We start from the raw sequence: 13,383 nt of genomic DNA, 5'->3' as shown, positions 1-13,383 counted from the left end.
TCATCCGGCGAGCCCGCCCGCCGAGAGCCCCGGCCGGTGCCCGGCGCGCACCGGGCACCGGCCAGTCGGCGGGGCAGCGGGCGGGTGCGGCTCGCCGCGGCGGGAACCGTCTCGCTCGCCGGGCTGTCCGCGCTGGTCGCCGGCGTAGCCCTGGGCGGCGATCCGACGGGCGCCACGACCGGCCCGAACGGCGGCGAGGTGCCTCGGGTCCAGTACACAGGCGGGGCCGCCTTCGGCTCCTCGCAGACGCAGGCCTCCCGCGACCGTCCGCAGGCCACCTTGCCCACTCCGCCCCAGGCGCTGCTGGCGCCGAGCACGAGCCAGTCCGGCCTGACCGCCCACCCGGGTAGTCCGTCCGGGCGATCAGGTTCCTCCCACGCCACCGGCGAGGCGTACCTGAGCCCCGGCACCTCGCCGATCCCGATCGTGCCACTGACGCCGCGGGACGAGCTCAGCTCACCCAACACGAGCCCCACCGACCTGCGTACCATCGCGCCCAGTCCGACGGGCACCGCCGGCGCGGCCACGACATCGCCGTCGCCGACCGACTCGTGGCCGTGGGGCGACCCGACCCCCTCCACGAGCCCGACGCCGACTTCGGCCGGTGGCTCCCTGCCGTTCCATCCGACGCCGATCGACGTCACTCCGCTGCTCGAGACATTCTTCGGTATGCAGGCCGGTGCCACGAAGGGCCACGCCGACCCGGCCGGAACCACCGCCACGACGGCGGTCACGTCGGGGCACTGACCCAGGACGCCCTCCGACCTGGCCGGGTCTCACCAGATTCGGCCAGGTCACCTTGTTTCCGGGACCGGGCGGTCCCGCGCCGCGCTCAGCCGGTGCGGTCGACCACGAAGTCGGCGAGGGACTCCAGGGCGGTCTTCGCCGGATTGTCCGGCAACGGCGCGAGGCATTCCCGCGCCCGGCTCGACCAGGAGACGAGTTCCGCCCGGGCCCGGGCCATGCCCACGTGGCTGCGCAGCAGATCGAGAGCCTCGCCCACCGGGTCCTCCGTGTTCCCGTCGCCGGGGGCGAATCCGGTGGTGATGAGCTCCCGGAGCCGTCCCGCCGCCCGGTCATCGGCCTGCAGCGCGTAGAGCACCGGCAGGGTCGGGATCCCCTCCCGCAGATCCGTGCCGGGCGTCTTGCCCGAGTCCACCGGGTCCGAGGCAACATCGATGATGTCGTCGGACAACTGGAAAGCCACCCCGAAAAGCTCCCCGAAGGTCGCGAGGGTGTCGACGGTGATCGGGTCAGCGCCCGCCAGCATGGCACCGAGCCGACCCGAGGTCGCGATCAGCGAGGCGGTCTTGTCCGTGATGACCCGCAGATAGTGCTCGACCGGGTCCTGCCCGGGCGCCGGGCCCACGGTCTCCCGGATCTGCCCCTCGCACAGGGTCGCGATCGTCCGGGCGAGGATGCGGGTCGCCTCCGGGCCGAGGTCCGCGGTGATGTCGGAGGCGCGGGCGAACAGGTAGTCCCCGGTGAGGATGGCGACCGTGTTCGTCCACCGCGTGTTCGCAGAGGCCGCTCCCCGCCGCCGCGGCGCCTCGTCCATCACGTCGTCGTGGTACAGCGTCGACAGATGGGTGAGTTCGATCGCCACCGCCGCCGGCACCACCCCGTCGGCCTCGGGATCGGCGAACTGCGCCGCCAGCAGCACGACGATCGGACGGAAACGTTTCCCCCCCGCGTCGACGAGATGGCGGGAGGTCTCGGTCACGAAGGCGGATTCGCTGCGCACCGACTCGCGCAGCAGATCCTCCACCCGGACAAGACCCATCCGCACGGCCTTTTCCAGATCAGGATCGGTCCTGATCCCCACGACGTCCAGCCCGATAGCGCTCATACCACCGTCAGCGTACGAAGCCGGACGTCGCGGCGGTCGTCGCGAGGTCCAGGAGTGGCTGTGGCGCTACTCCCAGTACAAGAGTAGCCACAGTGCCGATGGCGACCGCGGCGAAAGTCAACGTCGGGCGGGTCACCACCACCGGACCCTCGGCGAGCGGCTCGGAGAAGAACATCAGCACAATGACCCGCACGTAGAAGAAGGCGGCAATGGCGCTGCACACCAGTGCAACGACTACCAGCGGGGTGGCGTCCCCGGCGATCGCGGCCTGGAACACCGCGAACTTCCCGGTGAACCCGCTCGTCAACGGGATCCCCGCGAGCGCGAGCAGCAGGAACGAGAACGTCCCGGCCAGCAGGGGCGAGGTCCTGCCGAGCCCCCGCCACTGGGACAGGTCGCCGGCCTCGCCGTCGCCGGTACGGACCAGGGAGACCACGGCGAAGGCGGCGATCGTCGTGAAGCCGTAGGTCACCAGGTAGAACATCGAGCCGCGCAGGCCGTCGGTGTTGGTGCCGGCGAGGCCCACCAGCAGGAACCCGGCGTGCGCGATCGCAGAGTAGGCCAGCATGCGCTTGATGTCGCGCTGGGTCAGGGCAAGCACCGCGCCGACCACCATGGTGAGGATGGCGATCGTCCACAGGATTGGTCGCCAGTCCCAGCGCAGCCCCCCGAAGGCGACGTAGAAGACCCGCAGCAGGGCGCCGAACGCGGCGACCTTCGTCCCCGCCGCCATGAACGCGGTAACCGGCGTCGGCGAGCCCTGATAGACGTCCGGCGTCCAGGAGTGGAACGGCGCGGCGCCGATCTTGAAGAACAGACCCACCGCCAGCAGCGCGAACGACAGATAGAGGTAGGTGTCGTTCACACCGGCGTTGCCGACCGCGTCCGCGATCGCCCCGAACTCCACGCTGCCGGCAAATCCGTAGGCAAACGCGACGCCGTAGAGGAAGAAGGCCGAGGAGAACGCCCCGAGCAGGAAGTACTTCATCGCCGCTTCCTGCGACAGCAGCCGGCGGCGCCGGGCGAGCCCGGCCAGCAGGTACAGCGGCAGCGAGAGGATCTCCAGCGCCACGAACATCACCAGCAGGTTGTTCGATGCGACGAAGAGCATCATCCCGGTGACCGAGAAGACCATCAGCGGATACGCCTCGGTCTGCACGTCTGCCGAGGTCTGCTGCGCCGTCGATCCCTTCGAGCCTGGAGTGATCGCGGCCGAGGCCACGATCGCCCCGCCGGACGAGTCAAGCTGGCGTTCGGCCACCAGCAGCACCGACAGCAGGGCGAAGACCAGGATCGTGCCCTGCATGAACAGGGTCGGCGCGTCGATCGCCAGCGCACCGGAGGCGAGGATGGCCTGCCGGCCATGCAGCACCGCCACGGCCACGAGCGCGGCGACGAAGCCCGCACCCGCCAGGATCGGCTGGAAGGTCCGCCGGGCCCGCTTCGTGGCGAAGGCGTCGACGAGCACCCCGACGAGCGCGACCCCGAACACGATCAGGATCGGGCTGAGCGAGGAGTACTCGATCGACGGCGGCGTGATCATCGGGTTCGATTCCTGCGCCAGGAGAAGGTCGGGTGTGGCGCTCACGAGTGGCCTCCGGACTCCGCGGTCACCGAGTGCGTCGGAGCCGGGTCAGACTTGCCGATATCGGCATAGGTCGCCGTCACCGTCGGCGTGATGATGTCGAGCAGCGGCTTGGGGTAGACCCCGAGCGCGACGATGAGCGCGACCATCGGGGCGACGACGAGCTTCTCGCGCAGGCTGAGGTCGACCAGGACCTTGTTCTCCTCGTGCACCACCGGCCCGGTCATCGTCCGCTGGTAGAGGTACAGGATGTAGATCGCGGCCAGCACGATGCCGGTGGTCGCGACGATCGCCAGCGGCTTGTTCCGGGTGAACGTCCCCATCAGCACCAGGAACTCGCTGACGAAGCTGTTCGTCCCGGGCAACGCCAACGACGACAGTCCGGCGACGAGGAACACCCCGGCGAGCACCGGCGTCACCCTGGCCAGACCACCGTAAGCGCCGACGTCACGGGTGCCGCGGCGCGCCACCAGGAAGCCCACGACCATGAAAAGCAGGCCGGTGGACAGGCCGTGGTTGACCATGTAGAGCACCGCACCGCTGCCCGCCTGAGAAGTGAAGGCGAAGGTGCCCAGCGCGATGAAGCCGAAGTGGGCCAGCGAGGTGTAGGCGACCAGCCGTTTCATGTCCCGCTGCCCGATGGCGAGCAGGGCGCCGTAGAAGATGCCGGTCACCGCCAGCCCCAGCACCAGCGGGGCGAAGTAGTCGGCCGCGTCGGGGAACAGCGGGATGCAGTACCGGATCAGTCCGAACGTGCCCACCTTGTCCAGCACCCCGACCAGCAGCACCGCGCCGCCGGTGGGCGACTGCGCGCCGGCGTCGGGCAGCCAGGTGTGGAACGGGAACAGCGGGGCCTTGATGGCGAACGCCAGGAAGAAGCCGAGGAACAGCAGCTTCTGCACCTCGGGGGTGATGTCCATCTGCCGCAGGGTGGCGAAGTCGAAGGTTCCGCTGCCGAGGTTGTCGGCGGAGACGACGTACAGCCCGATCACGGCGGCGAGCATCAGCAGGCCACCGAAGAGGCTGTAGAGCAGGAACTTGACCGCCGCGTAGGAGCGCTGCGCTTGCTCCCTGACCGGGCCGTAGCTCCCGATGAGGAAGTACATCGGGATGAGCATCGCCTCGAAGAAGACGTAGAAGAGGAAGACGTCGGTGGCGGCGAACACGCCGATCATCCCGGCCTCCAGCGCCAGCAACAGCGCGAAGAACGCCGGGACCGACCGCCTGCTCCGCGTCCCGGCTCCGGGCCCGGAGCCGTCCGCCCCGACGGCGGCCGCGCCGGTCGGATCCGTCGCGCCGGTCGTCCCGCCATCCGCGTCTGCCTCGTCCCAGGACGCCAGGACCACGACCGGCACCAGCAGCGCGGCCAGCAGGATCAGCACCAGCGAGATGCCGTCAGCTCCCACCGAGTAGGAGATGCCGAAGGTTTTGATCCAGTCGTAGGACTGGCCGAACTGGAAGCCGGCCTTGTTCGGGTCGTAGGCAGCAGTCGCAAGGACCGCGAGCACCAGGACCGCCAGCGAGAGCCCGAGGGTGAGCTGCTTGGCGAGGGTCGACAGCCGGCGGGGCAGAGCGGCGACGATCATCGCACCCGCGACCGGGACGATCAACATGATCGTCAACCAGGGGACTGTGTGCATGTCAGCCCGCCCTCACCAGCAACAGCGCGCCGACCACGAGGACGGCACCTCCCAACATTGACAGAGCGTAGGACCGGACGAAGCCGGTCTGGAGGCGGCGCATCCGCCCCGACAGGCCGCCGATGGCGGCGGCGCTGCTCCGCACGAGCCCGTCGACGCCGACGAGGTCCAGCCAGACCAGGAAACGGGTCAGGTACTGGCCAGGCCGCATCGCGACGGTCTCGTTGAAGGTGTTCGCGAACAGGTCGTGACGGGCGGCGACGGTGACCAGGGTGACCTTGGAGTCCGGCGGGGCCGTCGCCTCGACCGGGCGCAGCTGGTAGCGCACATAGGCGCCGGCGAAGCCGCCGACGGTGACCACCAGTGTGAGCAGGGTGAGGACGAGCGGCGAGAAGGTGTGGACGCCCTCGACGTGCGTCCCGGCGACCGGTTCGAGCCAGTCCTGCAACGAGTGGCCGAGGACGAACAGGCCACCGGCGAGGACCGAGCCGACGGCCAACACGATCATCGGCCCGGTCATCGACACCGGGGACTCGTGCGGATGCCGGGCGTGCTCGCCCTCCGTCGTCCAGCGCGGCCTGCCGTGGAAGGTCATCAGGAACAGCCGGGACATGTAGAAGGCGGTGATGCCCGCGCCCAGCAGCGCGATCGAGCCGAGCAGGTATCCCGATGTCCCACCCTTGTCGAAGGCGGTCTCGATGATCCGGTCCTTGGTGAAGAAGCCGGAGAACCCGGGGAACCCGATGATCGCCAGGTAGCCAAAACCGAAGGTCACCCAGGTGATGGGCATGTACCGCCAGAGCCCACCGTAGTGGCGCATGTCCTGGTCGTCGTGCATCGCGTGGATCACCGAGCCGGATCCGAGGAACAGGCCGGCCTTGAAGAAGCCGTGGGCGAGCAGGTGCATGATGCCGATCGCGTAGCCGGCCGGTCCCAGCCCCACCGCGAGGAACATGTACCCGATCTGGCTGACCGTCGAGTAGGCCAGCACCTTCTTGATGTCGTCGTAGGCGCAGCCGATGACGCAGCCAATCAGGATCGTGACCGCCCCGATGATCACTACGACGGTGCGAGCGGCCTGCGTCTCGTTGAAGATCGGCCCGGCCCGCACGATGAGGTAGACCCCGGCGGTGACCATGGTTGCCGCATGGATGAGCGCGGAGATCGGGGTCGGGCCCTCCATGGCGTCCGGCAGCCAGGCCTGCAGTGGGAACTGACCGGACTTGCCGCACGCGCCGAGCAGGAGCAGCAGCGCGATCGCGGTGATCGTGCCGTAACCGATGACGCCCGCGGCGGCCGAGCCGAACACGTCGGCGTAGCTCGTCGACCCGACGGTGGCGAACATGAACATGATCGCGAGCACCAGCCCGACGTCCCCGACCCGGTTCATGTAGAAGGCCTTGTTCGCCGCGGTGGCGGCGGCCGGCTTGTACTCCCAGAACTTGATGAGCAGGAAGGACGACAGCCCGACCAGCTCCCAGCCGGCGTAGAGCGACAGGAAGTTGTCGCCCAGGACGAGCAGCAGCATCGACGCCAGGAAGAGGTTCATGTAGGCGAAGAACTTCCGCCGGGCCGGGTCGTGCGCCATGTAGCCGATCGAGTAGATGTGGATCAGTGTCCCGACCCCGGTGATCAGCAGCACAAAGACGACCGAAAGCTGGTCGACCAGCAGACCGACGTCCACCTGGAAACCGTTGACCGGAATCCAGGAGTACAGCTGCTGGGACAGCGCCCGGTCGTCACCGGGGCGGTCGAGCAGGCCGGCGAACAGCACCAGACCGATCACGAAGCTGGCGGCGGAGGTCAGTGTGCCGAGCAGATGCCCGAACCCGTCGGTCCGCCGGCCGCCGAGCAACAGCACCGCGGCTCCGGCCAACGGAAGCGCGATGAGCAGCCAGGTCAGCGAGAAGACCCCCGACGCGGCCGCATAATGGATCTTGCTGCCGCCATGTTCGGCGGCGGCGAGCAGAAGCGGGTCAGCGTTCATCGCGACTCCGCCGCGGATGCCATTGGCGATAATGCGTCACTGCAGTGTCGTCCGTTCTTCCGTGGCCGACGGCCGGTCGCAGCCGCGTTCCGGCGGCGGGAGCGGACCGGAGAGTCCACCCGACCCGGTCCGCGGTGGGAATGCTGGTCAAGATCTGGTGCTCGCGCTCGTACTCGTGCTTGGCTGGGATCTAGTACTTCAGCAGGTTCACGTCATCCACCGACGCCGAGTGACGGGTTCGGAAGATGCTGAGGATGATGGCCAGGCCGATGACGACCTCGGCCGCGGCGACGACCATGACGAAGAAGGCCATGATCTGCCCGTCGAGGGTCCCGTGAATGCGGGAGAACGTGACCAGGGTCAGGTTCGCGGCGTTGAGCATGAGCTCCACCGACATGAACACGACGATCGCGTTGCGCCGGACGAGGACCCCGACCGTGCCGATGGTGAACAGTAGCGCGGAGAGGATCAGGTAGTTCGCGGGGTTCATCGACCGTCCCCCTTACCGGCGCCGATGGGCGCCGAGCCGTTCGCGTCCCGGGAGATGCCGCCGCCCGGCTCGCCGGGCGTCTCGGGGATGCCCCCGATGCCCGAAGCGCGCCCGCCGCCCGGCAACAGCCCGAGCGTGTCGGCGGAGTCATGCCGGGCGAAGACCCCCGGCCCGGGCAGCGGGGTGACCTGACGGCCCTCGGTGAAGCGCCGCCGCATCCACTCCCGCTGGCTGATCCGGCCGCCTTCGCGTTCCCGGTGGCCGAGGATCATCGTGCCGATCGCGGCGACGACAAGCAGCGCCGAGATCGCCTCGAAGACGAAGACATAGTCGGTGAACAGCAGGCGGCCGATCGCCTGGACGTTGCCGCCGGTGTTCGCCTCGGACAAGCCCGTGGCGCTCCCGCCGTCGATCGCCGAACCGATCGGGAAGGCCAGCAGGCCCGCGAAGCCGAGGCCGAAGACGATCGCGCCGAGGCGCTGACCGCGGATGGTCTCCACCAGCGAGTCGGACGAGTCGACCCCGACGAGCATCAGCACGAACAGGAACAACACCATGATCGCGCCCGCGTAGACGATGATCTGCACGAACCCGAGGAACGGTGCCTCCTGGATCAGGTAGAACACCGCGACGCAGAACAGGTTGGCCACCAGCAGCAGCGCCGAGTGCACGACGCTGCGGACCATCACCATGCCGAGTGCGGCCAGCACCGCGACCGGGGCGAGGATCCAGAAGGTCGCGGCCTCACCGGTGGAGGTGCTGGTGATGTCCCCCGCCGCGGCGGCGAGGATCTCGTGGTTCATCGTGGTCGCTCCGAACCGGCGCCGTGGGCGGGAACCTCGTCCGCCCGGGAGTGCTCGCCCGCCGTCCGCCGGGCGATGACGTCTGCTGCCTCCCGCTCCGCGGCCTGCCCCGCGGCCTGCTCCTGCCCCGCGGCCTGCCAGGGCCGCGGGGCATCGGGGTCGCGGGTGTAGTAGTCGGTCTCGCTGGAGCCAAGCCGCATCGGATGCGGCGGCGCCTCCATGCCCTCGCGCAGCGGAGCGAGCAGCTGTTCCTTGGTGAAGATCAGATCCTGTCGGCTGTCGTCGGCGAGCTCGTAGTCGTTGGACATCGTCAGCGCCCGGGTGGGGCAGGCCTCGATGCACAGCCCGCACAGGATGCACCGCAGGTAGTTGATCTGGTAGACGCGGCCGTACCGCTCGCCCGGGGAGTACCGCTCAGCCTCGGTGTTGTCCGCGCCCTCGACATAGATCGCATCGGCCGGGCACGCCCAGGCGCACAGCTCGCACCCGACGCACTTCTCCAGGCCGTCGGGATGCCGGTTGAGCTGGTGACGGCCATGGAAACGCGGGGCGGTCTCCTTTTTTTCCTCCGGGTACTGCTCGGTCGTCGGCTTCTTGAACATCGTCCCGAAGGTGACGCCGAACCCCTTGTACGGGTCGAGGATCCCCATGACTCAACGCTCCTGACGCGGACCGGGGTCCGCGGGGATGACAGTGGACGACCCGTTGGCCGAGGCACCGGCGGACACCGCCGGACGGCCCCGTCCACCGGCCGGCGGTGGGGGCGGCCACGGGATGCGGTCGAGGCTCGGCGCCTCGGCCAACTTGCGCTGCTCGGCCTCCTCCAGCTCCCGCTGGTGCCTCGCGCCGCCGGGATCAATGAGCGCGACGATCAGCAGGATGCCGACGACCACGCCGAACCCGACGAGCCAGGGCGTGCGGTCGTCCACGTGCTTCTGGTAGACGCGGAAGGTCGCGACGGCCAGCACCCAGACCAGACCAACCGGGATGAGCACCTTCCAGCCGAAGCTCATGAACTGGTCGTACCGCAGCCGCGGCAGCGTCCCGCGCAGCCAGATGAAGAAGAACAGGAACGCCAGCAGCTTGAGGACGAACCAGATCAGCGGAATCCAGCCGGAGTTCAGACCGGACAGGCCGGGGATGGGCGGAGGCTGCCAGCCCCCGAGGAACAAGGTCGTCGCGATCGCCGAGACGGTGACCATGTTGATGTACTCGGCCAGGAAGAAGAACGCGAACTTGATGGAGCTGTACTCGGTGTGGAACCCGCCGACCAGTTCGCCCTCGGCCTCGGGGAGGTCGAAGGGGGTCCGGTTCGTCTCGCCGACCATCGAGATGCAGTACAGGACGAACGACGGCACCAGCACGATGTACCAGCGACCCGACTGGCTCGCCACGATGCCGGAGGTCGACAGCGTGCCGGCGTAGATAAACACCGCGACGAACGCGAGCCCCATCGCGACCTCGTAGGAGATGATCTGCGCGGCCGAACGCAGCGAGCCGAGCAGCGGGTAGGTGGACCCGCTCGACCAGCCCGACAGGATGAGCCCGTAGACACCGAGGGAGGCGGCCGCCAGCAGGTAGAGCACGCTCACCGGCAGGTCCGCCAGTTGCAGCGTGGTCCGCTCCCCGAGGATCGAGACCTCCGGACCGAAGGGGATCACCGCGAAGGCGAGGAACGCGGGCACCGCGGAGACGATCGGCGCCAGGATGAAGATCGGCTTGTCGGCGAGTACCGGGATGAGGTCTTCCTTGAGCATCAGCTTGGCGCCGTCGGCGAGGCTCTGCAGCCAGCCCCTCGGGCCGTGGCGGTTCGGGCCGACCCGCTGCTGCATCTTCGCGACGACCTTGCGCTCGAACACGATCGCGAACAGCGTCATCAGCAGCAGGAAGGCGAACACCGCGACGGCCTTGAGCAGGATCAGCCAGAACGGGTCGTCGGCGAACGCGTGCAGGTCCGGATCCGCGGCCGCGGCCCAGACGAGCGTGGGCGGGGTGGCGCTCATGCGCGGCCTCCGGGAGTGTCGTCCCCGGCGGGAGTGTCGTCCCCGGCAGGGGGATCGTCCTCGGCGGGGGTGCTCGTCCCGGCGGCGCCCACCCGGACGAGGACCCCGGCGTGCCCGGCAAGCGTCCGGCGCACGTGCGAGCCCGGCGAGTGGGTCGGCACCCAGACCACCCGGTCGGGCATCGCCGTGACCTCGACGGGCAGGGTGATCGAGCCGCGGGGGGTCGTGACGGTGGCCCGCCCCCCGGCCACGGCGCCGATCTCGGCGGCGGTCGCGGCGGACAGGCGGGCCACCGCCGGGCGCGCGGTGCCCGCCAGGTAGGGCTCATCGGCCTGCAGGGCGCCGTCGTCGACGAGCTGGTGCCAGGTCGCGAGCACCGCCTCACCCACCCCCGCGACGGGCGGCTCGGCGATCGGCTCCGACGGGGCGGGCACCCGGCTCACACCGTCGCCGGCCCGGCCCAGGGCGCGCAGCTCGCGGGCGGCCGCGCCGGCGTCGGGCAAGCCGAGGTCGAGGCCCATCTCGGCGGCGAGCAGGTGCAGCACCCGGACGTCCGGCAGGGCCGGGGTGTCCAGGGCCCGCTGGAACGGTCGCAGCCGGCCCTCCCAGTCGACGAACGAGCCGGCCTTCTCCGCCGCCGGGGCGATGGGCAGCACCACGTCCGCGACCTCGGCGATCGACGACCGGCGCAGCTCGATCGAGACGCAGAACGGCATCCGGGCGAGCGCCGCGAGCGCACTCGCCGGATTCGGCAGGTCCTCCGCGTCGACCCCGGCCACGATCACCCCGTCGAGCCGCCCGGCCGCGGCGGCGGCCAGGATGCCGTCGGTGTCGCGGCCGGGCGCGCCGGGCAGCGGACCCCCCCAGACCTCCTCGACCTCGGCGCGCCCGGCGGCGTCGGTGACCGGGCGGCCGCCGGGCAGCAGCGAGGGAAGCAGCCCGGCCGAGACCGCGCCGCGGTCACCGGCCCGCCGCGGAACCCAGGCGAGCGAGGCACCGGTCGCCTCGGCCAGCCGGACAGCCGCGGACAGCGCCCCGGGGAACTCCGCGGCCCGCTCGCCCACCAGGATCACCGCCCCCGGCGCCCGCAGGGCCTGCGTGGTCGGTGCTTCCGGCCCGCCCCGGTCGGGGGCGGCGAGCACGTCGAGGACGGCCGCCTCCTCGCCGGGCCGCGTCGGCACGAGGGTGCCGGCGAGCTTGGTCAGCCCCCGGCTCGCCAGGGGTGCGAGCGCGTGCACGGCCGCGCCGTGCTTGTCCACGGCCTTACGTAGTCGCAGGAAGACGATGGGCGACTCCTCCTCCGGCTCGAAGGCCACCAGGAGCACGGCCGGGGCGGCCTCGAGATCGGCGTAGGTGACGCCGATGCCGGTGCCGGCGACAGCATACCCGAGGAACTGCTCCTCCTCGGCGGAGTGCGGCCGGGCCCGGAAGTCCACGTCGTTGCTGGCCAGCGCCACCCGGGTGAACTTCGCGTAGGCGTAGGCGTCCTCACGGGTCAGCCGCCCGCCGGTGAGCACTCCGACCCCGCGCCGGTCCCGGCACTCGGCCAGTCCCCGCGCGGCGTACTCGAGCGCCTCGCTCCAGGAGGCCGGGACGAGCTGCCCGGTCTCGTCGTCGCGGATCAGCGGGGTGGTGAGCCGGTCGGCCGCGCGCGCGTAGGTGAAGGCGAACCGGCCCTTGTCGCAGTTCCACTCCTCGTTCACCGCCGGGTCGTCGCCGGCGAGGCGACGGGTCACCCTGCCCCGGCGGTGGTCGGTGCGCAGGGAGCATCCCGACGCGCAGTGCTCGCACGCCGTGGGCGTGGAGACCAGGTCGAAGGGCCGGGCCCGGAAACGGTAGGCGGCGCTGGTCAATGCCCCCACCGGGCAGATCTGCACGGTGTTGCCGGAGAAGTAGGAGGAAAACGGCTGCCCCTCGCTCACCGCGACCTGCTCGGCGGCGCCTCGCTCGAACAGCTCGATAAACGGGTCACCGGCGATCTGGGCGGAGAACCGGGTGCAGCGGGCGCACAGCACGCAGCGCTCCCGGTCCAGCAGGATCTCGGTGGAGATCGCCAGCGGCTTCGGGTACACCCGCTTGGTCTCCTTGAACCGGGAGACCGTACCGCCGTTCGCCATCGACTGGTTCTGCAGCGGGCACTCGCCGCCCTTGTCGCAGATCGGGCAGTCAAGCGGATGGTTGAGGAGCAGGAACTCGAGCGTGCCGGCCTGGGCCTTGCGGGCGACCGGCGAGGTTAGCTGGGTCTTCACAACCATGTCGGCGGCCACCGTCGTGGTGCAGGAGGCGACCGGCTTGCGCTGGCCCTCCACCTCGACGATGCACTGCCGGCAGGCTCCGACGGGGTCGAGGAGCGGATGGTCGCAGAACCGCGGGATCTCGATGCCGAGCAGCTCAGCCGCGCGGATGATGAGGGTGCCCTTGGGCACGCTCACCGACAGCCCGTCGATGGTGAGGGTGATGAGGTCGGATGCGACCGGCTGGGCCGGCTCTGAGGCGCGAGGCCTGGATGGGGCGACGGTCATGATGGTCAGTGCGCTCCCGCGTAGGCACCCGGGGCGGACGCGGGCGAGCCGTCGCCGGCCGTGGCGTCTCCCGGGGTGGGGTTCGGCTTCGTGGTCACCGCACTCACCGGGATGAACTCGTCCCGGAAGTACTTGATCCCCGAGACGATCGGGGAGGTGGCCCCGTCGGCCAGCGCGCAGAACGCCCGGCCGAAGATGTTGTCGCAGGCGTCGACGAGGGTGTCCACGTCCTCGGCGTCGCCCTGGCCCCGTTCCATCCGGGACAGGATCTGCACCATCCAGGTGGTGCCCTCGCGGCACGGAGTGCACTTGCCGCACGACTCGTGCGCGTAGAACTGGGTGAGCCGGCGGACGACCTTGAGCATGTCGACCGTGTCATCCATAATCATGAGTGCGGCCGTGCCGAGCAGCGACCCGGCCTCCTGCATGCCCTCGAAGTCGAGCGGCGCGTCGAGGTGCTCGGCGGTCAGCATCGGGGTGGACGACCCGCCCGGGGTCCACGCC

The 13,383-nt window shown here is 70.2% G+C and carries 10 protein-coding genes and 1 pseudogene; 1 reads left to right on the top strand and 10 read right to left on the bottom strand.

The features are described from left to right. Window positions 1-747 (top strand): annotated as a pseudogene (locus ACY5KJ_RS05780) (hypothetical protein); the annotation flags it as partial. Window positions 748-832: 85 nt separating this feature from the next. On the opposite strand, the gene ACY5KJ_RS05775 reads toward ACY5KJ_RS05780, so the two are convergent. From ACY5KJ_RS05775 to ACY5KJ_RS05730, 10 genes are all read right to left on the bottom strand, one after another. Next, window positions 833-1,849 (bottom strand): polyprenyl synthetase family protein, encoded by a 1,017-nt coding sequence (locus ACY5KJ_RS05775; protein WP_462202934.1) that lies wholly within the window; start codon window positions 1,847-1,849, stop codon window positions 833-835. 7 nt (window positions 1,850-1,856) lie between these two features. Next, window positions 1,857-3,392, bottom strand: a complete 1,536-nt coding sequence (nuoN, locus tag ACY5KJ_RS05770) for an NADH-quinone oxidoreductase subunit NuoN (protein ID WP_462202935.1) — start codon at window positions 3,390-3,392, stop codon at window positions 1,857-1,859. 41 nt (window positions 3,393-3,433) lie between these two features. Further along, on the bottom strand, window positions 3,434-5,074 hold the full coding sequence (locus ACY5KJ_RS05765; protein WP_462185663.1) for an NADH-quinone oxidoreductase subunit M: 1,641 nt from the start codon (window positions 5,072-5,074) through the stop codon (window positions 3,434-3,436). 1 nt (window position 5,075) lies between these two features. Beyond that, complete coding sequence (gene nuoL, locus ACY5KJ_RS05760) at window positions 5,076-7,061, bottom strand: NADH-quinone oxidoreductase subunit L (RefSeq protein WP_462185662.1); 1,986 nt, start codon at window positions 7,059-7,061, stop codon at window positions 5,076-5,078. A gap of 190 nt (window positions 7,062-7,251) precedes the next feature. Further along, window positions 7,252-7,551: an NADH-quinone oxidoreductase subunit NuoK gene (gene nuoK, locus ACY5KJ_RS05755; RefSeq protein WP_462185661.1), complete on the bottom strand. Its 300-nt coding sequence runs from the start codon at window positions 7,549-7,551 to the stop codon at window positions 7,252-7,254. After that, complete coding sequence (locus tag ACY5KJ_RS05750; RefSeq protein WP_462185660.1) at window positions 7,548-8,354, bottom strand: NADH-quinone oxidoreductase subunit J; 807 nt, start codon at window positions 8,352-8,354, stop codon at window positions 7,548-7,550. The genes nuoK and ACY5KJ_RS05750 overlap by 4 nt, the downstream gene beginning before the upstream one ends. Beyond that, entirely contained in the window at window positions 8,351-9,004 is a 654-nt protein-coding gene (gene nuoI, locus ACY5KJ_RS05745; RefSeq protein ID WP_462185659.1) for an NADH-quinone oxidoreductase subunit NuoI, read from the bottom strand. The genes ACY5KJ_RS05750 and nuoI overlap by 4 nt, the downstream gene beginning before the upstream one ends. Window positions 9,005-9,007: 3 nt before the next feature. Beyond that, a complete protein-coding gene (nuoH, locus tag ACY5KJ_RS05740; protein ID WP_462202933.1) occupies window positions 9,008-10,357 on the bottom strand; it encodes an NADH-quinone oxidoreductase subunit NuoH in 1,350 nt (449 codons plus the stop codon). After that, complete coding sequence (locus ACY5KJ_RS05735; RefSeq protein WP_462202932.1) at window positions 10,354-12,879, bottom strand: NADH-quinone oxidoreductase subunit G; 2,526 nt, start codon at window positions 12,877-12,879, stop codon at window positions 10,354-10,356. Before ACY5KJ_RS05735 ends, nuoH begins: the two co-directional genes overlap by 4 nt. 5 nt (window positions 12,880-12,884) lie before the next feature. Next, the coding region (locus ACY5KJ_RS05730; protein ID WP_462202931.1) for an NADH-ubiquinone oxidoreductase-F iron-sulfur binding region domain-containing protein at window positions 12,885-13,383 on the bottom strand (499 nt) is incomplete at its 5' end.

The organism is Frankia sp. CcWB3, assembly GCF_977927595.1.
The sequence above is the reverse complement of the archived record's forward strand: the minus strand, read 5'-3'. Positions and strand labels throughout refer to the sequence as shown.